Source organism: Streptomyces sp. NPDC001828, from assembly GCF_042892175.1.
In the GTDB taxonomy this organism is placed as follows: domain Bacteria; phylum Actinomycetota; class Actinomycetes; order Streptomycetales; family Streptomycetaceae; genus Streptomyces.
This window is the reverse complement of record NZ_JBIATV010000009.1, coordinates 60,416-81,235: the sequence shown is the minus strand read 5'-3', so window position 1 is coordinate 81,235 and position 20,820 is coordinate 60,416. Positions and strand designations below refer to the sequence as shown.

At 72.7% G+C, this 20,820-nt stretch carries 16 protein-coding genes; 3 read left to right on the top strand and 13 right to left on the bottom strand.

Annotated features, from left to right (window positions below; genetic code table 11):
- Positions 1–24: 24 nt before the first annotated feature.
- From ACFYZA_RS24385 to ACFYZA_RS24375, 3 genes are all read right to left on the bottom strand, one after another.
- Positions 25–996, bottom strand: coding sequence for a hypothetical protein (locus ACFYZA_RS24385; RefSeq protein ID WP_388492767.1), 972 nt, complete (start codon positions 994–996; stop codon positions 25–27).
- A complete protein-coding gene (locus tag ACFYZA_RS24380) occupies positions 993–4,517 on the bottom strand; it encodes a DNA polymerase III subunit alpha (protein WP_388492766.1) in 3,525 nt (1,174 codons plus the stop codon). Before ACFYZA_RS24380 ends, ACFYZA_RS24385 begins: the two co-directional genes overlap by 4 nt.
- Before the next feature lie 125 nt (positions 4,518–4,642).
- Positions 4,643–5,431, bottom strand: a complete 789-nt coding sequence (locus ACFYZA_RS24375; RefSeq protein WP_388492765.1) for a VOC family protein — start codon at positions 5,429–5,431, stop codon at positions 4,643–4,645.
- Positions 5,432–5,592: 161 nt separating this feature from the next.
- Between ACFYZA_RS24375 and ACFYZA_RS24370 the strand changes: the two genes are divergently transcribed.
- Positions 5,593–6,609, top strand: a complete 1,017-nt coding sequence (locus tag ACFYZA_RS24370; protein WP_382592587.1) for a DUF3533 domain-containing protein — start codon at positions 5,593–5,595, stop codon at positions 6,607–6,609.
- Positions 6,606–7,259 carry an acetate uptake transporter gene (locus ACFYZA_RS24365; RefSeq protein WP_382592584.1) on the top strand — a complete coding sequence of 218 codons (654 nt, stop codon included), beginning with the start codon at positions 6,606–6,608 and terminating at the stop codon, positions 7,257–7,259. The genes ACFYZA_RS24370 and ACFYZA_RS24365 overlap by 4 nt, the downstream gene beginning before the upstream one ends.
- A gap of 79 nt (positions 7,260–7,338) precedes the next feature.
- Here ACFYZA_RS24365 and adhE read toward each other — a convergent pair whose 3' ends face one another.
- The 5 genes from adhE to ACFYZA_RS24340 all read right to left on the bottom strand — a co-directional run bounded on the left by adhE (position 7,339) and on the right by ACFYZA_RS24340 (position 14,728).
- Positions 7,339–9,960 (bottom strand): bifunctional acetaldehyde-CoA/alcohol dehydrogenase, encoded by a 2,622-nt coding sequence (adhE, locus tag ACFYZA_RS24360; RefSeq protein ID WP_388492763.1) that lies wholly within the window; start codon positions 9,958–9,960, stop codon positions 7,339–7,341.
- Positions 9,961–10,179: 219 nt separating this feature from the next.
- Positions 10,180–11,091 (bottom strand): slipin family protein, encoded by a 912-nt coding sequence (locus ACFYZA_RS24355; RefSeq protein WP_388492961.1) that lies wholly within the window; start codon positions 11,089–11,091, stop codon positions 10,180–10,182.
- A gap of 390 nt (positions 11,092–11,481) precedes the next feature.
- Positions 11,482–12,276, bottom strand: coding sequence for an aminoglycoside N(3)-acetyltransferase (locus ACFYZA_RS24350; RefSeq protein WP_388492762.1), 795 nt, complete (start codon positions 12,274–12,276; stop codon positions 11,482–11,484).
- On the bottom strand, positions 12,257–14,449 hold the full coding sequence (gene fxsBH, locus ACFYZA_RS24345) for a radical SAM/SPASM protein FxsBH, inactivated beta-hydroxylase extension form (RefSeq protein ID WP_388492761.1): 2,193 nt from the start codon (positions 14,447–14,449) through the stop codon (positions 12,257–12,259). Before fxsBH ends, ACFYZA_RS24350 begins: the two co-directional genes overlap by 20 nt.
- Positions 14,450–14,587: 138 nt before the next feature.
- Positions 14,588–14,728 carry a hypothetical protein gene (locus ACFYZA_RS24340; protein ID WP_382592573.1) on the bottom strand — a complete coding sequence of 47 codons (141 nt, stop codon included), beginning with the start codon at positions 14,726–14,728 and terminating at the stop codon, positions 14,588–14,590.
- A 243-nt stretch (positions 14,729–14,971) separates the two neighbouring features.
- Between ACFYZA_RS24340 and ACFYZA_RS24335 the strand changes: the two genes are divergently transcribed.
- Positions 14,972–15,868: a DUF4231 domain-containing protein gene (locus ACFYZA_RS24335; RefSeq protein WP_388492759.1), complete on the top strand. Its 897-nt coding sequence runs from the start codon at positions 14,972–14,974 to the stop codon at positions 15,866–15,868.
- A gap of 12 nt (positions 15,869–15,880) precedes the next feature.
- On the opposite strand, the gene ACFYZA_RS24330 is transcribed toward ACFYZA_RS24335, so the two are convergent.
- The 5 genes from ACFYZA_RS24330 to ACFYZA_RS24310 form a co-directional block, all read right to left on the bottom strand.
- The gene (locus ACFYZA_RS24330; protein WP_382592567.1) at positions 15,881–16,360 is read right to left on the bottom strand and encodes a hypothetical protein; all 480 of its coding nucleotides are present in this window, start codon (positions 16,358–16,360) and stop codon (positions 15,881–15,883) included.
- A gap of 167 nt (positions 16,361–16,527) precedes the next feature.
- A complete protein-coding gene (locus ACFYZA_RS24325; RefSeq protein WP_388492757.1) occupies positions 16,528–17,433 on the bottom strand; it encodes a S1 family peptidase in 906 nt (301 codons plus the stop codon).
- A gap of 194 nt (positions 17,434–17,627) precedes the next feature.
- Positions 17,628–18,425 (bottom strand): DUF1684 domain-containing protein, encoded by a 798-nt coding sequence (locus tag ACFYZA_RS24320; RefSeq protein ID WP_382596671.1) that lies wholly within the window; start codon positions 18,423–18,425, stop codon positions 17,628–17,630.
- A gap of 4 nt (positions 18,426–18,429) precedes the next feature.
- Positions 18,430–19,749 carry an NtaA/DmoA family FMN-dependent monooxygenase gene (locus tag ACFYZA_RS24315; RefSeq protein ID WP_382596673.1) on the bottom strand — a complete coding sequence of 440 codons (1,320 nt, stop codon included), beginning with the start codon at positions 19,747–19,749 and terminating at the stop codon, positions 18,430–18,432.
- A complete protein-coding gene (locus ACFYZA_RS24310) occupies positions 19,736–20,758 on the bottom strand; it encodes an LLM class flavin-dependent oxidoreductase (protein ID WP_382596675.1) in 1,023 nt (340 codons plus the stop codon). The genes ACFYZA_RS24315 and ACFYZA_RS24310 overlap by 14 nt, the downstream gene beginning before the upstream one ends.
- Positions 20,759–20,820 lie beyond the last annotated feature (62 nt).

Below are 20,820 nucleotides of genomic sequence, written 5' to 3'. Positions count from 1 at the left end.
CCTCAAGTCCGGTTCAGGCCCACCTCAGGCCGCGTCGGACAGGGAGCCCGGGACGATGGCGCGGGGGCCGAACTTGGCCCGGGCCCGGTCGGCCACCGCCTCGATGCGGCGGGCCCGCTCGTCCTCGGGGGCGAACGTCAGCTGGTGGGCGGTGTGTTCGGCCGCCAGCAGGCCCTCGGCCCGCAGCGAGATGCCACGCACCCTGGCCCGTTGCAGACCGAGCGCCGCATGGAGGGCGCGGGCCAGGTCGGCCAGCGCGGGCGAGTGGGCCGAAGGCTCGCGCAGGGCGCGGGTGCGGGTGGTGGTGGACCGGTCGGCGTAGCGCACGGTGAGGGTGAGGGAGCGGCACGCCTGACCGGAGCCGCGCAGCCGGACACCCAGCTCCTCGGCGAGGGAGAGCAGCGCCCGGTGATGGCGCACCGGGTCCAACTCATCGCGGGGGAAGGTCCGTTCGGCGGCCAGCGAGCGGGCTGAGGCGTTCGGCACGACAGGCGTGCGGTCGATGCCCCGGGCGCGCTCCTGGAGGTCGCGGCCCTGCCGGGCGCCGAGGATCCGCTGGACGGTGCCCGGCGGCGCCCCGGCGAGGCGGCCCACCGTGTCGAGTCCGTACGCGCAGAGGCGGCCGGCGGTCGTGCGGCCGACGCCGTCGAGCGCGCGGACCGGCTTCGCGGCCAGGAAGCGGTCCACCTCGTCGGGCCGCACCGTGCGGGTCGTGCCGGGTCCGGCGTCCCGCGCGGCCATCCCGGCCAGCATCGGGTTGGGTGCGAGCCCGATGGCGCAGTCCAGGCCGAGATGGGCGAGCGCGCGGACCCGCAGGACGGCGGCGAGCTGCCCGGCGTCCTGTCCGAAGTACTTCTCGGCGCCGCCCAGGTCGGCGAGGAGGCCGTCGGGCGGGAGTGCCTGGACGACCGGGGTGAGGTTCTCGGCGAGGGCGACGAGTGCGAGAAGCATCGTTCCGGCGTCGTCCGCGAGGCCGAAGTGCGCACAGAGGATCATCCCGCGCTCCCCGGGCTCGAATGCCACAACTTCCGCCCGGTGGCGGCCCGTTCGCCTGCGGGTTGCAGGTCGGCCCAGGGGTTCAGTTCGTAGCCGGTGGACAGATGGATGCGGCGGCCGTTGTCGGCGGCGGGCCCGGTCACGCCGTCGGGCGCGGGCCCGGTCGCGGTCGCACCCCCGGCCGCGTCCCCGGGCGTGGCCCCGGGCGTGGCCGTCGGTTCGGGCGGGGTCGCGAGGCGGGCCGAGACCGCGTCCAGGCCGCCTTCGCGGCGCAGTTCGACGAGTTCGGCGAGGTTCCAGGCGCGGGCGCCCACGACGCTGAGGCTGCGTGGGCCGCGTCGCTGCACCACGCCCCGTACGAGGAGGAGCCAGGAGTGGAAGACCGTGTAGGCGCAGGCGTCGTGGCTGTCGTCGAAGAAGGCCAGGTCGACCAGGCCCGTGCCGTCGTCGAGGGTGCTGAAGACGACCCGCTTGCCGGAGCGGATCGGCGGGGTCTGGGTGGCGGCCTTGGCGCCCGCGACCAGAACGGTCTGGCCGTGCTTGGCGTCGCGCAGCCGCTTGGCGGAGACGACACCGAGTTCGTTCAGGAACGTGGTGTGGTCCTCCATCAGGTGGCGCGAGGCGTCCATGCCGAGGACGCCGAGTTCGGCGCTGAGCCGCTCCGCGTCGTCGAGGTCGGGCAGCCCGGCGCGCGCCGTCAACATGCCGCCGTCCAGCGGCAGTTGACCGCCGGTGGCGCGGCGGGAGCCGTGCAGTTCGGAGAGGTGGAGCAGCAGGTCGCGGCGGTTGGCGCCGAACGCGTCGAGCGCGCCGATCCGGGCGAGCCGTTCGGCGACCGGGCGGCCCGGCCTGGCCCGCTGCCAGAAGTCGCGCAGCGAGGCGTAGGGCCGGCCGGCCTCGATGCGGGCGCTCTCGGCCTCGCTGATGCCGTGGACGTCGGCGAGTGCGAGCCGCACTCCCCATTTACCGGACACCAGTTCGATTATGTGTGCGACCGAGGACCGGTTCACATCCACCGGCAGGATCGGCACCCCGCGGCGGCGCGCGTCCGCGAGCAGCAGGCGCTTCGGATACATCCCGGGGTCATGGGTGAGCAGCCCGGCGTAGAAGGCGGCCGGGTGGTGCGCCTTGAGCCAGGCCGACTGGTAGGTCGGCACGGCGAATGCGACGGCGTGCGCCTTGCAGAAGCCGTACGACCCGAAGGCTTCGACGATCTCCCAGGTGCGGGCGATCACCTCGGGCGAGTAGCCGCGCTCCTGGGCCAGTTGGGCGAACCAGACCTTGATGCGCGCCTGCGACTCCGGGTCGGAGAGCCCGCGTCGCACCCGGTCGGCCTCGCCCCGGCCGCAGCCGGTCATGACGTTCACCATCTCGATGATCTGCTCGTGGAAGACGACCACCCCGTAGGTGTCGCGCAGCGCGTCCGCCAGGTCGGGGTGCGGGAAGCGGACCGGGGCGCGGCCGTGCCGCGCCTCGATGAACGGGCGCACCATGTCGGCCGCGACCGGTCCCGGGCGGAACAGCGAGATGTCGACGACGAGGTCGTGGAAGGTCGACGGCTGGAGCCGGCCGACCAGGTCGCGCTGGCCGGGCGACTCGATCTGGAAACATCCCAACGTCTCGGTGGAGGTGATGAGTCGATAGGTCTTCGCATCGCCCGGCGGGACCTGTGCCGGGTCGTCGATGTCGAGTTCCTCGCCGGTGGCCCGGCCGATCTCGGCGACCGCGTGGGCCATCGCGGACTGCATCCGCACCCCCAGGACGTCCAGCTTGAGCAGCCCCAGGTCCTCCACGTCCTCCTTGTCGAACTGGGACATGGGGATGGGGGCACCTCCCTGGCCCTTGAGGCCCAGGGGGATCTCGCCGCTGGTGGGCATCACCGGGGTGCGGCGCAGCAGGGAGGCGTCCGAGAGGAGCACGCCGCACGGGTGCATGGCGATGCCGCGCGGCAGGGCGTCCAGCGCCTCGACGAGCTCCCAGAGCTTGCCGTACTTCTCCATCTCCCCTGCCAGGGAACGCAGTTCGGGGAGTTCCCGCAGTGCGGTGCGGGCGTCGCGGGCCCGGATGTGGGGGAAGGACTTGGCGATCCGGTCGGTCACCGCCGGGTCCATGGACAGGGCGGCGCCCACGTCCCGGATGGCATGCCGCACCCGATAGGTCTCGGGCATGGCGACGGCGGCGACCCGCTCGGTGCCGAAGCGGTCGATGATCGCGCGGTAGACGTGGAGCCGGCGGGCGGACTCCACGTCGATGTCGATGTCGGGCAGCACCGGCCGCCGCTTGGACAGGAAGCGCTCCATCAGGAGCCCGTTCTCGACCGGGTCGGCGTGCGCGATGCCGAGGAGGTGGTTGACGAGCGAGCCCGCGCCGGAGCCGCGCGCGGCCACCCGGATGCCCATCTCCCTTACGTCGTCGACGACTTGGGCGACGGTGAGGAAGTACGAGGCGTATCCCCAGTGCGCGATGATGTCCAGCTCGTGGTGCATCCGCTCCCAGTACGCGCGCCGCCCCTCGTAGCCGCGCAGCACCATGCCGGCCGCGGCCCGGGAGGCGAGGACCCGTTGCGGGGCGCGGTGGGCGGCGCCGACGAGATGCGGCTCGGGGTAGCTCGCGGTGCCCATGCCGAGGTCGTCCTGGGGGTCGACGAGGCACTCGGCGGCGGTTTCCTCGGTCATGGCGAGGAGCCGGTGGGCGACGTCGCGCCGCCACCCGGCCGCCTCGGCGACCCGCTCGGCGATCTTGAACATGGCGTCCGGGTCCTTGAGCCAGCGCTCGCCGCTGTCGAACGGCGCCCGCACCGGCACCAGGCGGCGCGCGGCGTCCAGCACGTCGGCGACGGGGCCCTGCCCGGGGTCGGCATAGCGAGCGGCGTTGGTCAGGACGGCGCGCACGCCCTGTTCGGCGGCGAAGCCGACGGTGCGTGCGGCCAGCCGCAGTGAGCCGGGGCCGGTGCCCCGGAGCCCGTGGTGGACGGCTTCGAGGCGGAGCGCGTCGCCGTAGATCTCCCGCCAGGGCGCGAGCAGGCGCGCGGCCCGGTCGGGGCGGCCCGCGCTCAGGGCGCGGCCGATCTCGGAGGCCGGGCCGAGCAGCACGGTGAGCCCTTCGGCGGGCAGGTCGGCGTGGGCCAGGAGCGGGCGGCCCCCGGCGGTGTGGGCGGCGCTGACCAGGCGGCAGAGCTCGGCCCAGCCGGCCGCGCCGTCGCGGGCGAGGAAGGTGACGCGGGGGGCGGACTCGTCGACGAAGGCGCCGCCGCGCACCGGGGTGCGCCGGGCGGGGCCGTGGGCGTGCCCGGCGCCCCCGAGGTGCTCCGGCACGGCGAGTTCGGCCCCGAACAGCGGCCGGATCCCCGCCTTGGCGCAGGCCTTGGCGAAGCGGACGGTGCCGGCCAGGGTGTCCCGGTCGGTCAGGGCCAGGGCGTCCATACCGCGCTCGACGGCACGTTCGGCCAGCCGTTCCGGGTGGGAGGCGCCGTAGCGGAGGGAGAATCCCGAGACGGTGTGCAGGTGCGTGAAGCCTGGCATCCGCGCCTCCTGCCGATCACCGATCCGTTTCTCACCCCCTCGCTTCCCACCATAGACCAGTTCGAACGTGCGTGCGACACGCCTGTTCGAATACCCGTGTCTGCGGTCCCGGCGCTTCGGGAAGGTCAGGCCCTGGCGCTGGTGATCACCGCGAACGCGGCACCGAACGGGTCGAGCAGCATCGCGATCCGCCCCACGCCCGGGGCGTCCATGGCCGGGATGATCACCGCGGCGCCGAGCTCCTGGGCACGGGCCGCCGTGGTGTCGCAGTCCTCGACCTCGAAGTACGGATGCCATTCGGAGGTCGAGCCGGCGTCCAGGTTCGCCTGGGGCAGCTGCATGATGCCGCCGTGCATGGTCCGCTCTCCCCCGCCCGCGGGCCCGGCGATGACGTAGACGAGGCCTTCGCCCATGGGCATGCCACGGGTCTCCCACGACAGGACGGAACCGTAGAACGCCTCGACCGCTGCCGCGTCGGTGGTGTACAGCTCGATCCAGCTGACGCTGCCCGGCTCGTTGACGATCTCGATGCCGTCGGTGTCCCCGGGTTCCCACACCGCGAACTCGGCACCCGTCGGGTCGGTGAACCCGGCCATCCGGCCGGCCGTGAAGACCTCCATCGGCGGGAAGCGGACCGTGCCGCCCGCCTGTTCCACCGCCTTGGCGGTGGCGTCGGCGTCCACGGTGCGGAAGTACACCGTCCAGGCGGAGCTCGCGCCCTCGTCGGTCAGCGGGCCGACGGCACCCAGCGTCCTGCCCCCCTTCCGCAGGAAGCCGTAGCCCCCGGCCTCCGGCCCCGCGGACTGGAACTCCCAGCCGAACAGACCGCTGTAGAAGGCGACGGCCGCGTCGATGTCGGGGGTGCCGAGGTCGAGCCAGTTCAGGCCGCCCGGTACCTGGGTGGAGGTCAGCATGGAAGTGCTCCTGTCACGTGCGTCCACCGCGCGGGGCGACGGCCCCGGCAGTCCGTTCCCAGCGTGGCAGCAGCTGCCCCGCCCCGACAGCCGAACGCCACGGGTCAGCCGTTCGGCCCGCCCCAACTGCGTGAACGCGCAGGGCGGCAGAGCGTGGGGGCATGACATTCGTCGACGAGGTGAAGAGCGCCGTCTCCGTACGGGCCGCCCTGCTGGTGATCGGCGTACTGGGGCTGATGGTCGCCTTCATCGCGTCCTACGCCGGCGCCTTCCACAGCCCGAAACCGAAGGACATCCCCTTCGCGGTGGTCGCCCCCGCGCAGATCAGCGGGCAGCTCACCCAGCAGCTGGGCTCGCTGCCCGGCGATCCGCTGGACGTGCGGACGGCCAAGGACGAGGCGGACGCCACCCGCCGGCTGCGCGACCGCAGCATCGACGGGGCCCTGCTCGTCGACCCCCGGGGCACCACCGACCGGCTGCTCGTGGCGAGCGGCGGCGGGGCCTCGCTCGCGCAGGCCGTGGAGGCCATCACGACGGCCGCCGAGAAGGCCCAGCAGCGCACCGTCACGGTGACCGACGTCGCCCCGGCCGCCGCGGGCGACTCCCGCACGCTGTCCGCGTTCTACCTCGTCGTCGGCTGGTGCGTGGGCGGCTATCTGTGTGCCGCGATCCTGGCGATCAGCGCCGGTGCCCGGCCCGCCAACACCCACCGCGCGCTGATCCGGCTCGCGGTGCTCGCGGTGTACTCGATCGCCGCCGGACTGCTCGGCTCGCTCATCATCGGGCCGGTGCTCGGCGCGCTGCCGGGCAGCTACCTCGGCCTCGCCGGGCTCGGCGCGCTCGTCGTGTTCGCGGTGGGCGCCACGACCCTCGCCTTCCAGGGGCTCGCCGGTGTCGTCGGCATCGGCCTGGCGATCCTGGTCATCGTGGTGCTCGGCAATCCGAGCGCGGGCGGCGCCTACCCGTATCCGCTGCTCCCGCCGTTCTGGCGGACGATCGGCCCGGGGCTGCCACCCGGCGCGGGCACGTGGGCGGCCCGCTCGATCGCGTACTTCAGGGGCGAGGCGGTCACCGGCCCGCTCCTGGTGCTCTCGGTCTGGGCGGTGGCCGGCGCCGCCGTCACCATGGTCCTCGCCGGTCTGCGCCGCGACCGCGGTGAGCGGCCGGTGGGCGCATGAGCATCCCCCGCCGCTCCGGCCCGGCCGAACAGGCCTTCTCCGTAAGGCGGATGGAGCCGAGCGCGCAGGCGCAGCTCGGTCCGCTCGGCCTGACCGGGTTCATCGTGGTGACCACCATCGCCACCGGCATCGACGCCGGGGTCTTCCCCGAGAAGCTCGCGTCGTCCGTGGTGCCGCTGGTCGGCTTCTTCATCGGCGGCCTGGCCCAGCTGCTCGCCGGGCTCTTCCAGGCCCAGCGCGGCGACACCTGGCACGCCACGGTGTTCGGGGGCTTCGGGGTGTTCTGGATGGCGAAGGCGCTGATGCTCCAGTGGGTGGTGCCGGGGCTCGATCCGTCGCTGCGCGGCGACGCGATGGGGCTGTTCACGCTGCCCTGGGTGTTCGTGGTGTTCGTCCTGTGGCTGGGCAGCTTCCGCATCCATCTGGCGCTGCTCTCCACCTTCACCTGCGTGCTCGTCGTCTTCGTCGGGCTCGTCTGCAACGGGTTCACGGGCGAGGTGGTCTGGAACCGGATCGCCGGGTGGGCCGGGCTGTGCGCGGCGCTCGGGGCGACCTACCTCCTCGCCGGCCAGATCCTCGCCTCGACCTGGGGCCGGCCGGTGCTGCCGATGGGCCGCTTCCTGTCGCCGCCCGAGCACCCGGAGACCTGACCGGCCGGCCGGAGACATGCGGCGGGGCCGCCCGGCGAAGGGCGGCCCCGCATGCGGCGGACCTGTGGGACGCGGGGGCCTACTTGCCGTAGTACGCCCGCGTCATCAGCTCCAGCATGTCGTCGATCATCGGCATCCGCGGGTTGGCCGGGGCGCACTGGTCGGCGTAGGCGTTCATCGCCTGGACCGGCAGGGCCTCGATGAAGGCGGTCTCGTCCACGCCCTCCTCCTGGAAGGAGGAGGGGATCCCGCACTTGGCGCGCAGTTCCTCGACGGCCCGGGCGTAGGACTCGACGCCCTCCTCGGGGGTCGCGGCCGGCAGGCCCAGCATCTTGGCGATCTCCTGGAAGCGCTCCGGGGCCCGGTAGACCTCGGCCTTCGGCCACGGGGTCGCCTTGCCGGACACCTGGCCGTTGTGCCGGATGACGTGCGGCAGGAGCAGCGCGTTGGTGCGGCCGTGGGCGACGTGGAAGGTGTTGCCGAGCGTGTGCGCCATGGCGTGCACCAGACCGAGGAAGGCGTTGGCGAAGGCCATGCCCGCCACCGTCGAGGCGTTGTGCATCTTCTCGCGCGCCTCGGGGTCGGCCGCCCCGTCCACGACGCAGCGCTCCAGGTTCTCGAAGATCAGCTTGATGGCCTGGAGGCAGAGGCCGTCGGTGTAGTCGTTGGAGTAGACCGAGACGTACGCCTCGGTGGCGTGGGTCAGGGCGTCGAAGCCGGAGTCGGCCGTCACGGTGGCGGGCAGGCCCATGGGGAGCACCGGGTCGACGATCGCGACGTTCGGGGTGAGCGCGTAGTCGGCGAGCGGGTACTTCTGGGCGGCCTCCGGGTCGGAGATGACGGCGAAGGGGGTGACCTCGCTGCCCGTTCCCGAGGTGGTGGGGATGGCGACCAGCTGGGCCTTCTCGCCGAGCGCCGGGAACTTGTAGGCGCGCTTGCGGATGTCGAAGAACTTCTCCTTCGTGTCCGCGAACTCGACCTCCGGGTGCTCGTACATCAGCCACATGATCTTGGCGGCGTCCATGGCCGAGCCGCCGCCGAGCGCGACGATCGTGTCCGGTTCGAAGTCGCGCATCATCGCGGCGCCGGCCCGTACCGTCGACAGCTCCGGGTTGGGCTCGACGTTGTCGATGACCTGGAGGACGACCGAGCCGGGGCGGGCCTGGAGGATGTCGGTGACCTTCTGGACGAAGCCGAGCCTGCCCATCGTCTTGTCGGTGACGATCGTGACCCGCTTCAGGCCGTCCATCTCGCCGAGGTAGCGGATGGAGTTGCGCTCGAAGTAGATCTTCGGCGGGACCTTGAACCACTGCATGTTGTTGTTGCGCCGTCCGATCCGCTTGACGTTGACGAGGTTGACCGCGGAGACGTTGTTGGACACCGAGTTGTGTCCGTAGGAGCCGCAGCCGAGGGTGAGGGAGGGCAGGAAGGCGTTGTAGACGTCGCCGATGCCGCCGAAGGTGGAGGGCGCGTTCACGATCACGCGGATCGCCTTGACGCGCTTGCCGAACTCCTCGGCGAGCTCGTCGTCCTCGGTGTGGATGGCGGCGCTGTGGCCCAGGCCGTGGAACTCGACCATCTGCGCGGAGAGTTGGAGGCCGTGCTCGGTGGAGTCGGCCTTGAGGGCGGCCAGGACCGGGGACAGCTTCTCGCGGGTGAGGGGTTCGCCCTCGCCGACCTCCGCGCACTCGGCGATCAGGATCGAGGTGCTCTCCGGCACCTCGAAGCCGGCCTGCTCGGCGATCCACCGGGGCGACTTGCCGACGACCGCTGCGTTCAGCTTGGCGCCCGCGCAGTTGCTCGCGAAGGCGGTGGTGCCGAAGACGAACTCCTCCAGCTTGGTCTTCTCGGCCGCACTCAGGACGTACGCGCCGAGCCGCTCGAACTCGGCGAGGCCCCGCTCGTACACCTCCTGGTCGAGGATGACGGCCTGTTCGGAGGCGCAGATCATGCCGTGGTCGAAGGACTTGGAAAGCACGATGTCGTGCACGGCCCGGGCGAGCTTGCCGCTCCTGGTGACGTACGCCGGTACGTTGCCCGCGCCGACGCCGAGGGCGGGCTTGCCGCAGGAGTAGGCGGCCCTGACCATCGCGTTGCCGCCGGTGGCCAGGATGGTGGAGACGCCCTCGTGGTTCATCAGGAGGCCGGTGGCCTCCATCGACGGGGTCTCGATCCACTGCACACAGCCCTCGGGCGCCCCGGCCGCGATCGCGGCGTCGCGCACCACGCGGGCGGCCGCGGCCGAGCAGTCCTGCGCGGAGGGGTGGAAGGCGAAGACGATCGGGTTACGGGTCTTCAGGGCGATCAGCGCCTTGAAGAGGGTCGTCGACGTGGGGTTGGTGACCGGGGTCATCGCGCAGATGACGCCGACCGGTTCGGCGATCTCGGTGATGCCGTTCAGCTCGTCGCGGCTGATCACCCCGGCGGTCTTCAGGCCCCGCATCGAGTTGACGACGTGCTCGCAGGCGAACAGGTTCTTGACGGCCTTGTCCTCGAAGAGGCCGCGGCCGGTCTCCTCGACGGCGAGCCGGGCCAGTTCGCCGTGCTCGCCCAGCGCGGCCAGGGAGGCCTTCTTGACGATGTGGTCGACCTGCTCCTGGGTGAACGTCTCGAACCGGCCGAGGGCCTCCTGGGCCCCTCGCACCAGTGCGTCGACCATGGCCCCCGCGGTCGTGACGTCCTCGGCGTTCTTGGCCTCCATGGCAGGAACTCCTTCTTGTCGAGCGCTACGAGCATTGCGAGCGTTGCGATGCTTTTCCGATGTCTCAATTCGACACCTGTTCGCCGCACTCGCGGGCCCGACAAAGCCCTGTCCTCAGGGGTAGAACGTCCTTTCAGGTGACCTGACGTCATCAAAAACACGCCTCTGAGCTGCATGGATATCTGGGGACTTAAGACCCATGCGCGCTTGTGAAAACTTTCACAAGTTTTTCGGAGATTCGCTTTCGCCGCCCTCTCCCACGATCTCCGAATGTGCCTGCGCCGGGGGAATCTCCGCTGCGGCCGGTTCTTCCGGAGGCGTCACGGACGGCACTGCGGGCGCGGCCGGCGTCTCGGCGGGCGCGGCCGGTGACGGCTGGGCGCGTTCCAGGAACCTCAGGAGTTCCACCGGGAACGGCAGGACCAGCGTGGAGTTCTTCTCGGCGGCCACCGCCACCACCGTCTGCAGCAGCCTCAGCTGGAGTGCGGCCGGCTGCTCGGACATCACGCCCGCCGCCTCGGCCAGCTTCTTCGAGGCCTGGAGCTCGGCGTCCGCGTTGATGACCCGGGCCCGGCGCTCGCGGTCGGCCTCCGCCTGGCGGGCCATCGAGCGCTTCATCGTCTCCGGCAGCGACACGTCCTTGATCTCGACGCGGTCGATCTGCACGCCCCAGCCGATGGCCGGGCTGTCGATCATCAGCTCCAGGCCCTGGTTGAGCTTCTCCCGGTTCGACAGGAGGTCGTCGAGGTCGCTCTTGCCGATGATCGAGCGCAGCGAGGTCTGCGCCATCTGCGAGACCGCGAACTGGTAGTCCTCGACCTGGATGACCGCGTCCGCCGGGTCGATCACCCTGAAGTAGATGACCGCGTCCACCCGGACCGTGACGTTGTCCCGGGTGATGCCGTCCTGGGCGGGCACCGGCATCGTCACGATCTGCATGTTCACTTTCCGCAGCCGGTCGACGAAGGGGACGATCAGCGTGAGGCCGGGCCCGCGCACCGAGTCCTTCAGCTTGCCGAGCCGGAGCACCACCCCGCGCTCGTACTGCTTGACGACGCGTGCCGCGGCCAGCGCGTAGACGACCCCGCCGGATCCGACGGCGATGCCGGCCGCCACCAGTGCCTCGACCATCACGGCCCCCAAGGGTCCGAATCGGACGTGTACCTCGACGGTAACTCCGCATCACCCCCAGGGGGAGACCCCTGCCGGGCCCCCTGCCCGCGAGTAGGCCGCGGCCGGACGGGCTGGAGCGTCGGTCAGGGCCCTGACCGGGTGAGGGGGCCGCGGTGCGCACGGCCGGCGGCCGGGTGCTCGCGGTCGAGCGGTTCGGCGACCCGCTGGGCAGCCCGGTGTTCCCGCTGCCCGGCACCCCCGGCAGCGGACTCGGCCCCGCGCCCCGCGGCGTGGTGCTCCACCACAGCGCTGCCCGGGGGTGCCCGCGCCGCCGCCGGCGGGGGCGCGGCCGGGGAAAGAAGTACGGGCCGTCGCTCACGGGCTCCCACCGCCCTTCGCGGTTGCCGGTCAGTGCCGGTGCCGGACCATCCAGGCGGCCGCGTGCTCGACGGCCACGCCGATCGGGAAGAGCCGGGCGGTGCGGCGTCCCAGCGGGCCGTGACACACGTGCGCGGCGGGGAAGTCGGCGCCGATGCGGGCGAAGTCGCTGTCGTCGAGGGCGGCGTCCTGGTACTCGAACCACATCGCGGTGCCGGCCTCGTCCCTGATCACCGCCCGGTAGCTGCGCGTCGGGGCGGCGGGCACCAGGTATTCGGCGTGGTGGAAGGCGGAGCACACCGCGAAGCCCACGTTGACGAGCAGGACCTGGGCGTCGGCCGCGACGAGCTTGGCGAGGGGCGACTCCGGGCCGAAGTGGCAGTCGAGGGCGTGGCCCTTCATGAGCTCGGCGGCGCGGGCGCCGAGCGCCGCGAAGGAGGTCTGCGGGTGGTCGCTGCGGACGGCTCCCCCGGTGGTCCTGACCCGCTCGGCGAGGCGGCCCGTCCCCGGGGACGGGGTGTGGTCGGGGTCGAAGGGCGGCATCGCGGCCCGGAACGCCACCGGGTCGGGGGCGTCCCGCACGAGCGCCAGATGGGCCGGGGACGTGTCGGAGTTCTCGGGGGTGAACGCGGGTACCACCAGCGTCCCCTCGGGGCCGAGCACCGTGCGCAGCGCGTCCAGGAGGACGGCGCTGCGCAGCCCGGTGTCGCGCAGCGAGGCGTGCACCAGGAGGATGCCGCCCTCGCGCACCCCGAGGGCGCGCAGTTGGCCTCCCAGGTCCCCCACGGTGTGCTTCCCCCGGTCCTCAGCGGTGTTCTCGGGCACGCGATGCCTCTTCCCACTCCTGGCGCACGGCCTGGACCAAGCGCCTTCCGGTGACGGTGAGTTCGGCCGCCCGCTCCAGGGAGTCGAGTGCCGGGCCGAGTGCCGCCAGGGCCCGTGCGTCGCCCTGGTAGGCGGCGACCGCGACCCCTTCGTACGTCTCGGCGAGCAGCCGGGAGACCGGGAGCGGCCCCCGGGGCGTCGGATGCTTCCACGCCCCGTCCATGGCGTACAGGTCCGCCACGTCGAGCAGGGCGCGCAGCGTCGCCGCGCGCCCGCCGCGCAGCAGGGCGACGTCGAGCGCCCGGCCGGTGAGGGCGGGGGGCAGGCCGAGCGCGCCGAAGCCGTGCCGCCCCACCACCGGTCCCGCTCCCCCGGCCAGCGGGGTGAGGGTGGTGAGCGGGCCGGGCGGTGCGCAGGGCGCGCCGGCCCCGGCCAGACGTGCGCGGGCGCGGGCCACCCGGCGCCCCCACTCCGCCGCCTCGCGTGCCCCGAGCCGGGGTGCCACGGGGGTGCCGAAGCAGTCGCGGTAGGGGTCGAGGTCGTCGAGGACCAGCCCGTCGATCCTGGTCAACGGCCGCCAATGGAGGGCGGGCCGGTCCGGGTGGGGCACGTGGTGCTCGGTGTGGGCGTGCCGCACCGAGAAGCCGGGGCTCCCCACGGTGACCTCGGCGACCCCTTCGGTGCCGGGGTCGGACAGGCGAAGTTCGCCCAGGGCCGGCAGGTGCAGCCGGCCGTCGGACCAGGGGACGGCCAGGGTCAGCGGGACACCGTCGCGCACGGCCGCGGCGACCGTGTACGCGGCGAGGCGGCGGGCCGTCGTCCCGGCACCGGGGCGCCCCGACTCCAGCGCCTCCAGGGCATCGAGCAGCCAGCCCCGGGCGTACGGGGTGGCCAGGGCGGCGTCGAGCCCCGGGCCGTCGAGGGAGGTGGCGCGCTCCCAGATCCGGGCCCATTCGACCCCGCCCCGCCCGTCGAGCGCGGTGTGCAGCCGGGCGAGCAGGAGGCGGTTCAACTCCCGTGCGGATACGGCCAGTTGTCCGGCGTCCGGGAGTACGGCGACGGGCGTGCGGGCCTCGATGCCGCGCACCAGGGCCATCAGGTCGGGGCAGTACACCGAGGGGTTGTCGAAGCCCCGGTCCGCGCTGTAGCGGTGGGTGTAGTGGCCGCCTCCGCAGGAGCGGACGACGGGGCAGCGGCGGCACCGCGCGCTCACGCCGGCGAGTCCGCGCTGGCGGGCCCGCACGCCGGGGTGGGCGGCGACCGCGTCGAGGTCGTCCCGGAACACGGAGAATCCGGTGGCGGCGGCACCCTCGTAGGCCGTTTTCAGGGAGTCGACCTGTTCGAGGGAGCCGTCGGTCTCCACCACGACGATGTCGGCGGGGGCCAGGCCCAGGGACTCGGTGAGGCTGGGCCCGCCGTGCAGAGTGGAGAGCACCGAGTCGAAGAGCCGCACCGGGACGGTCCTGCCCCGCTCGTCCCAGCGGTCGAAGACCGCGAGCAGCCAGTCCGCGTAGGGCGCCGCGGCCTCCCCCGGCCGCGCGGGCGGGGTCTGCCAGGTGGCGTGCGGCAGCAGGTAGTCGATGCGGGGCGGGTCGAGCGCCATCAGGGCGTCGTGCACGGCGACGGGGTCGTTGGCGAGGTCGACGGTGCAGAGCAGGCCGAGGAACAGCGGCCGGTAGCGCGGCTGTTGGAGCAGGGCGACGGCGGCCAGGACCTGGGGGTGGCTGCTGCGGCCGTCGGCGAAGCGCCGGTGGCGGTCGTTGGCGGCGCGGTCGCCGTCGAGGGAGATGCCGACCTTCACGCCGTACTCCTCGAACAGGTCGAGGTAGGGCGGACCGAGGAGCACGCCGTTGGTGTGGATGCGCAGATCGAGTTCCGCGACCGGGGCGACGGCGGCGGTCAGCTCCTCGCAGACGCGCCGCAGCCGCCGGGGGCCGGCGAGCAGGGGCTCGCCGCCGTGCAGAATCACCGAGACGGACGGCAGACGGTGTTTTTCGGCGTGCTCGGCCAGCCGTCGCGCGGTGCGGGAAATGACGTGGTCGGAGACCGCCCGGGGCTGTTCGCGCCAGGTCTGGTCTCCGGCTTCGTACACATAGCAGTGATCGCAGGCAAGATCGCACCTGCTGTGCACCTTCAGTACGATCTCGCGGAATGGGACCAGGGGTCCTGTCATTGCGCCAGTTTAGCGAGAACGCGAATTGGGGCGCCCGGTCCGGGAGTTCTTCCGCTCGCCGCCCGAACGTCCCCGTACGGCCCGCCCGTCACCCGTTCCCCGCCGGGCACCCGGCGGGGAGGACAGTCAACTCGCCTGTCACAGAGCGGAGTTGAACGACGCGCCTTCCATGGGCGGGCGGTCGCCCGAGGCGGACACCACCCTGGCGATCCTTCTCTCGGCGGCCGGGTCCATACCCTTCGCGGCCAGTTCGGCCAGCGACACCCGGTCCTTCTTCACGGTGCTGAATGAGACTGCGTTTACGGAGGTTTTCACGTTCGTCCCTGGGGTGAGTGATAACCGCGCGTGGACAGTGGCACCGGCACATGCACCGTTGCAGTGTCGGCAGGACGACTTTACTCTCATCCCCACCGGGGGATGGAGTGCGCAAAGGGAGCGCACAACTGCCGCCCTCGGCAGGGAATTCAGGTATAACCGCAGACGGGGGTGCATGTGACGGCGATTCCCGGCCCACTGCAGAGCATGGTCTTCCGGAACGCTGATCTGCCGGGCCTCTTCCACCACGCGGACGCGCTGGCGATCGGCCGGCAGCAGTCGGCGGTCAAGCTGACCCGCACCCAGCTCTCGCTCCTGGTCGTCGGCGCGGCCGCCGCCGCGCTGCCCCAGGTCCGCGTCGGCGACGGCTTCCAGCTGCTCGGCGCGGTGAGCGCGCTCGCCTATGCCGGGGTGCTGCTGGCCGCCTTCGGCGCGGCCAGGCGCCATGCCGCCTCACACTGGCAACTCAACCGGTCCGCCGCCGAGTTCATCAAGTCGATGTGCTGGCGCTACGCCGTGCACGGGGCCCCCTTCGACCTGGCCGCCCCCGATCCGGACGGCCTGTTCGTCGCCCGGGTCGAGGAGGGCCTGCGCGAACTGAAGAAGGTCGGCTGGCGCGACCCCCGCGACGAGGGCGGGCCCGCCGCCGGGGGGCTCGTCACCCCGAGCATGCGGGAGTTACGGGCCAAGTCGTTCAACGTCCGCAAGGAGACCTACGTACGCGACCGGCTCATCGAGCAGCGCAACTGGTACCGGCGCCGCCAGGAGACCTCGCGGCGGGCCACCCGGCTGTGGTCGACGGCGATCACGCTGCTCACGCTGCTCGCCCTGTTCTTCGCCGTCCTGCAGACCTTCTCGGTCGCACAGCGGGCGAACACGGCGGGCCTGCTCTCGGCCGCGGCCGCGGCCTGTCTCGCCTGGAGCGAGATCCGCCGCCACCAGCCGTTGATCTCGGCGCACTCGCTGGTGGAGCAGGACCTGATGGAGATGCACGTGGCGATGGAGAATATGGTGACCGAGCGGCAGTGGCCGCAGGCCGTGTACGAGACCGAGCGGATCGTCTCGCCGCAGCACACCGACTGGCTTGCCCGGCTGCGGAGTTGACGCGAAAACGCCTTACGCCCGGCGGACTCCGTCGCGCCAGATGACCGTGACGGGCCGGCCGAGGCTGCGGGCGTAGCGCACGATGTCGCCGGTGCCGCCGAGGCCCCGGGCGGGCAGCCCGTCCCAGACGGCGACGAGCCGGTCGCAGTTGTCCGCGATGTAGGCGCCGGCGGCGTAGTACGCCTCGTCCGTGGAGTGCGGGTAGCCGAGGTCGACCTCCTGGCTGGCCCGGCGTTTCAGGCCCCGATAGCGGGCCAGTTCGGCGGCGTCCGCGAAGCCCGTCTCGTAGTCACCGCTGGGGATCACCACGGTGAGGGCGGCGCCGCACTCCAGGGCGATCGCGGCGAAGAGCTGATCGGCGCCGGTGGCCAGGCTGGACAGCGCTTCGAGCGAGCCGTCGTGGCCGCACAGCAGCGCGCGCAGGCGGTCGCGGATCTCCGCGACGGCCTCGGGCGGGATGTCCCGGTGACCGGTCACTCCGATGCGCTTCAATGCGTCTCACCCCGTGTGTCCGGCGCGGGTCATCGGCGGACCCGTATTCCGTCCTGCCCTTGCACATCCTCTCAAAACCGCGCATCACGTCCAGCCGGAAGCCCCCGTCCGGTTGTTCCCGGGCGGGGGCTCGGGGCCGCGTGCGGCCACAGCTGGGTGATGAGCCGTCAGAACAGCGTCACGCCATAGGCGTTCATGGCCTCGACGACCGGCTGGAAGAACGTGGTGCCGCCGGAGGTGCAGTTCCCGCTGCCGCCCGAGGTGAGGCCGAGGGCGGTGGAACCGGCGTACAGCGGGCCGCCGGAGTCGCCGGGCTCGGCGCACACGGTGGTCTTGATCAGGCCGGAGACGATGTCGCCGCTGCCGTAGTTGACCGTCTGGTTGAGCGCGGTGACCTTGCCGCTGTGGACGCCGGTGGTCGAGCCGCGCCGGGTGACCGTCTGGCCGACCGTCGGATTGGCGGCGCTGGTGATCTGCTGGCTGCCCACCGCGCTCGGGTGCGCGAGCGAGGTGTTGGTGTACTGCACGAGGCCGTAGTCGTTGCCCGGGAAGCTGGTGCCCACCGTCGGGCCGATGCTCGTCGAGTGCGAGTAGTTGGTGTAGTAGTTCGGCTTGCCCTCCGTGCAGTGACCCGCCGTCAGGAAGTAGTAGGTGGACCCCTTCTTGACGTTGAAGCCGAGGGAGCAGCGCCAGCTGGTGGTGTAGATGGCGTCGCCGCCGGAGAGCAGTTTGGTGAACTTGCCGGGGGTGCGCTCGATGCGTATCGCGCCCGCGTTGGGCCCGGCCTCGTGCCTGATCTTCGCCAGGTCGGCGGCCGTGACGGTCGAGTCGGCGGTGACGACGACCTCGCCGCTCGCGCTGTCCACGCTCCAGGCGGTTCCGGCCACGTCCGCGCCGCGCACGGCGTCGCTCGCGGCGGTCAGCGCGGCGGCGCCGAAGGTCTGGGCGGGGGCGGCGCTGGCGTGCGGGACGGCGATGGCCGCCGCGGCGAGCAGGCCGGCGGCGACGGCGGCGAGCCTGGTGCGTCTCGCGAGACCGGAGGGGGCTGTGGGGGTGGTGCGCTTGATCCTCACTTCTTTTCCTCCCGAGGGGAATCGAGGGGCCCATGGGTGGGGGGACCCCGTGAGGCGCAGCCGAGGAGCACGGCCGCACGACAGGTCGTGCGGCCGTGCTCCTGACAAGCGCTGCGGAGGAGTATTGGGGGGCCCGGCCGGGGCGCGCAAGGGGGCCTTTTGGCCGGGCGCCCGCGAGGGGGTGCGCTCCGGGGTCAGTTGGTGCGGATGGTGCGCTCCCCCGCCGGAACATCGATGGGGAGGGTGTTGCCCGGGGGCGGGAAGGGGCAGATGAAGTGGTCCGCGAAGGCGCAGGGCGGCAGTTGGGCGCGGTTGAAGTCGACGGTCACCGAGTGGTCGGCGGCGGGCGCCTCGGGCCGCAGGAAGCGGAACCGGAAGGTGGACTTCCCGCTGGTGCCGTCGGCGAACACGGCCCACAGCGAACCGTCGGCCTCGACCGAGACCTGAAGGGTGTGCTCCTGGCCGCCGAGCGTGAAGGCGATCTCCCCGGCCAGTTCGAGCCCGCGCTCGACCCCGTCGGCGTTGGGCACCCTCACCTGCCGCCCCTCGTACGGGCGGAAGGTGCCGGGCAGGCGGAACCGCTCCTCGTACTCGGCGGCCTCGATGCCCGCGAAGGACCGGCGTGCCGGGGACTCCGGGTCCCACACCCGGACCGCCCACAGCCCCTCGCGGCGCAGCACCACGAGCCGGCGGTGCCCCTGCGCGAGCCGGGAGCCGTCCACCGGGCCGGAGTCCGCGCCGAGCCGGGCCTCGCCCGTCAACGGGCCGCCGTCCAGGGTCACTTGGTGCTCGGCGGCAGCGGTCACGACCACCTCGTCACCGTCCTCGCGCCACTGTCCGAACTCCTCGGGCACGCCGTCCGCGAGCCAGTGGGTGGCGGTCAGGGCGAGCGGCCCGTACGGCGCGGAGACCGTCGCGAGGCGGTGCTCGTGCCACTTCTTCCAGGCGAGCTCGTGGTCGGACCCGGGGCCCTTGTGTGCTTGCGTGCTCATGCGATCAACCTTTCCATACCGGATGGCGCAGCCCGAGGTGCGAGCGCAGCGTCGTTCCGGTGTATTCCGTGCGGTACGCGCCGCGTTCCTGGAGCAGCGGCACCACGTGGTCGACGAAGTCGTCCAGGCCGCCGGGGGTGAGGTGGGGGACGAGGATGAAGCCGTCGGCGGCGTCGCTCCGCACGAACGTGTCGAGCTCGGCGGCGACGGCGGCGGGGGTGCCGATGAAGGACTGGCGGCCGGTGTTCTCGATGACGGTCTGCCGGATGGAGAGCCCCTTCGCCTCGGACAGGGCGCGCCACTTGTCCGCGGTCTCCTGGGCGTTGGTGATTTTCACCCGGCCCTGGACCAGCGCGGACTCCGGGTCGGGGTCGATGGCGGGCAGCGGCCCGTCGGGGTCGTAGGCGGACAGGTCGCGGCCCCAGACCTGTTCGAGGGCGAGGATGGCGTTCTGCGGGGAGACCTGCTGCTGGCGGATCTCGGCGGCCTTCTCCTGCGCCTCGGCGGCCGTGTCGCCGAGGACGACGGTGACCCCGGGCATGATCTTGAGGTCGTCGGGCTCCCTGCCGTGGCGGGCGAGGCGCCCCTTGACGTCGGCGTAGAAGGCGCGGCCCGCCTCCAGGGTGCCGTGCCGGGTGAAGACGACGTCGGCGGCCGAGGCCGCGAACTCGCGGCCCTCGCCGGAGTCGCCCGCCTGGATGACGACCGGGTGCCCCTGCGGGGAGCGCGGCACCCCGAACCGGCCCTCGACGGAGAAGTGCCGCCCGTGGTGGACGAACGGCTTCGGCGCCTCGCCCTCCGGCCAGGAGTCCCACAACTCCCTTGCGGTGGAGAGGAATTCGGCGGCGCGGCTGTAGCGGTCCGCGCGGTCCAGGTAGCCGCCGCGGCGGAAGTTCTCGCCGGTGAAGGCGTCGGGCGAGGTGACCACGTTCCAGGCGGCCCGGCCGCCGCTGAGGTGGTCGAGCGAGGCGAAGCGGCGGGCGGTCTCGTACGGCTCGTTGAAGGTCGCGTTCACGGTGGCGGCGAGCCCCAGCCAGTCGGTGACGGCGGCCAGGGCGTTGAGCAGGGTGATCGACTCGGGGCGGCCGACCACGTCCAGGTCGTGGACACGGCCCTTGTGCTCGCGCAGCCTGAGCCCCTCGGCCAGGAAGAAGAAGTCGAACCTGCCGCGTTCGGCGGTGCGCGCGAGGTGTTCGAAGGAGGAGAAGTCGATCTGTGAACGGGAGCGCGGATCGGCCCAGACGGTGGTGTTGTTGACGCCGGGGAAGTGGGCGGCGAGGTGGATCTGTTTCCTGCCCGTGGTCGTGTTCCTACCCGTGGCCATGGCGGATCCCCCCGGCGGTGGCGTACTGGTTGACGGGCCGTGCGAGGCCCAGGTGTTCGCGCAGCGTGGCGCCCGGATAGAAGCGCCGCAGCAGACAGCGGTGCTGGAGGACGGGGACGGTGGCCTTCACGATGAGCGCGAGGTCGCGTTCGGGGTCGGCGAGGCGCAGATGGAAGCCGTCGACGGCCCGTTCGTCGTGCCAGTCGCCGATGAGCCCGGCCAGTTCGACGGCGTCCGCGGTGGTTTCCAGGGCGACCGGGATCGAGCCGAGCACCCGCAGCCGCTCCGGGTCCCGGCCGTGTGCGCGGGCCCGGTCGCGCAGTTCCTCGCGTGCGGTGCGCGCGGCGAGCGGGTCCTGGGTGCGGATCAGGGCGACGTCGGCGTGCCGTACGGCGGCGGCCCTCGGGTCGGCGGCGGTCGCGTCGATGACGGTGACGGGGTGGCCCTGGGGCGGCCGGGGCACGATGGCGGGGCCGCGCACCGTGAAGGCGCGGCCCTCGAAGTCCACGTAGTGCAGTTTGTCCCGGTCGATGAAGCGCCCGGTCGCCTCGTCGCGTATCTCGGCGTCGTCCTCCCAGGAGTCCCACAACTTGGCCGCCACATCGGCGACTTCGCGTGCCTCGTGCCATGCCTCGGCGCTGCGGACGGCGGGCCGGCGGCCGAAGAGGCGGGCCTCGGCCTCCGTGGTGGACACCTCGGGGCTCCAGCCGGCCCGGCCCCGGCTCACCCAGTCGAGCGTCGCGACGGCGGAGGACACGTGGAACGGCTCGGTGTGGGTGGTGTTCACGACCGGCACGAGCCCGATGCGCTCGGTGGCGGGGGCGACCCGGGCCAGGACCGCGAGCGCGTCGAGGCCGGGCCGCGTGAAGGAGTCCCCGAGCGTGACGAAGTCGAGCGTGCCCTGTTCGGCGAGCCGCGCGAGGGCGGTGAAGTGCCCGGCCTCGTAGTGCCCGCCCCCGTCGAGGGAGGCGGCCAGGTGCACGGGGCTGCGGACGGGGGGTGCGGGCATGGAGGGGCCTTTCGCGTGAGGGGCTGCGGGTGCGCCGCCGCTCCTGGCGGCGGCGCCCCGGG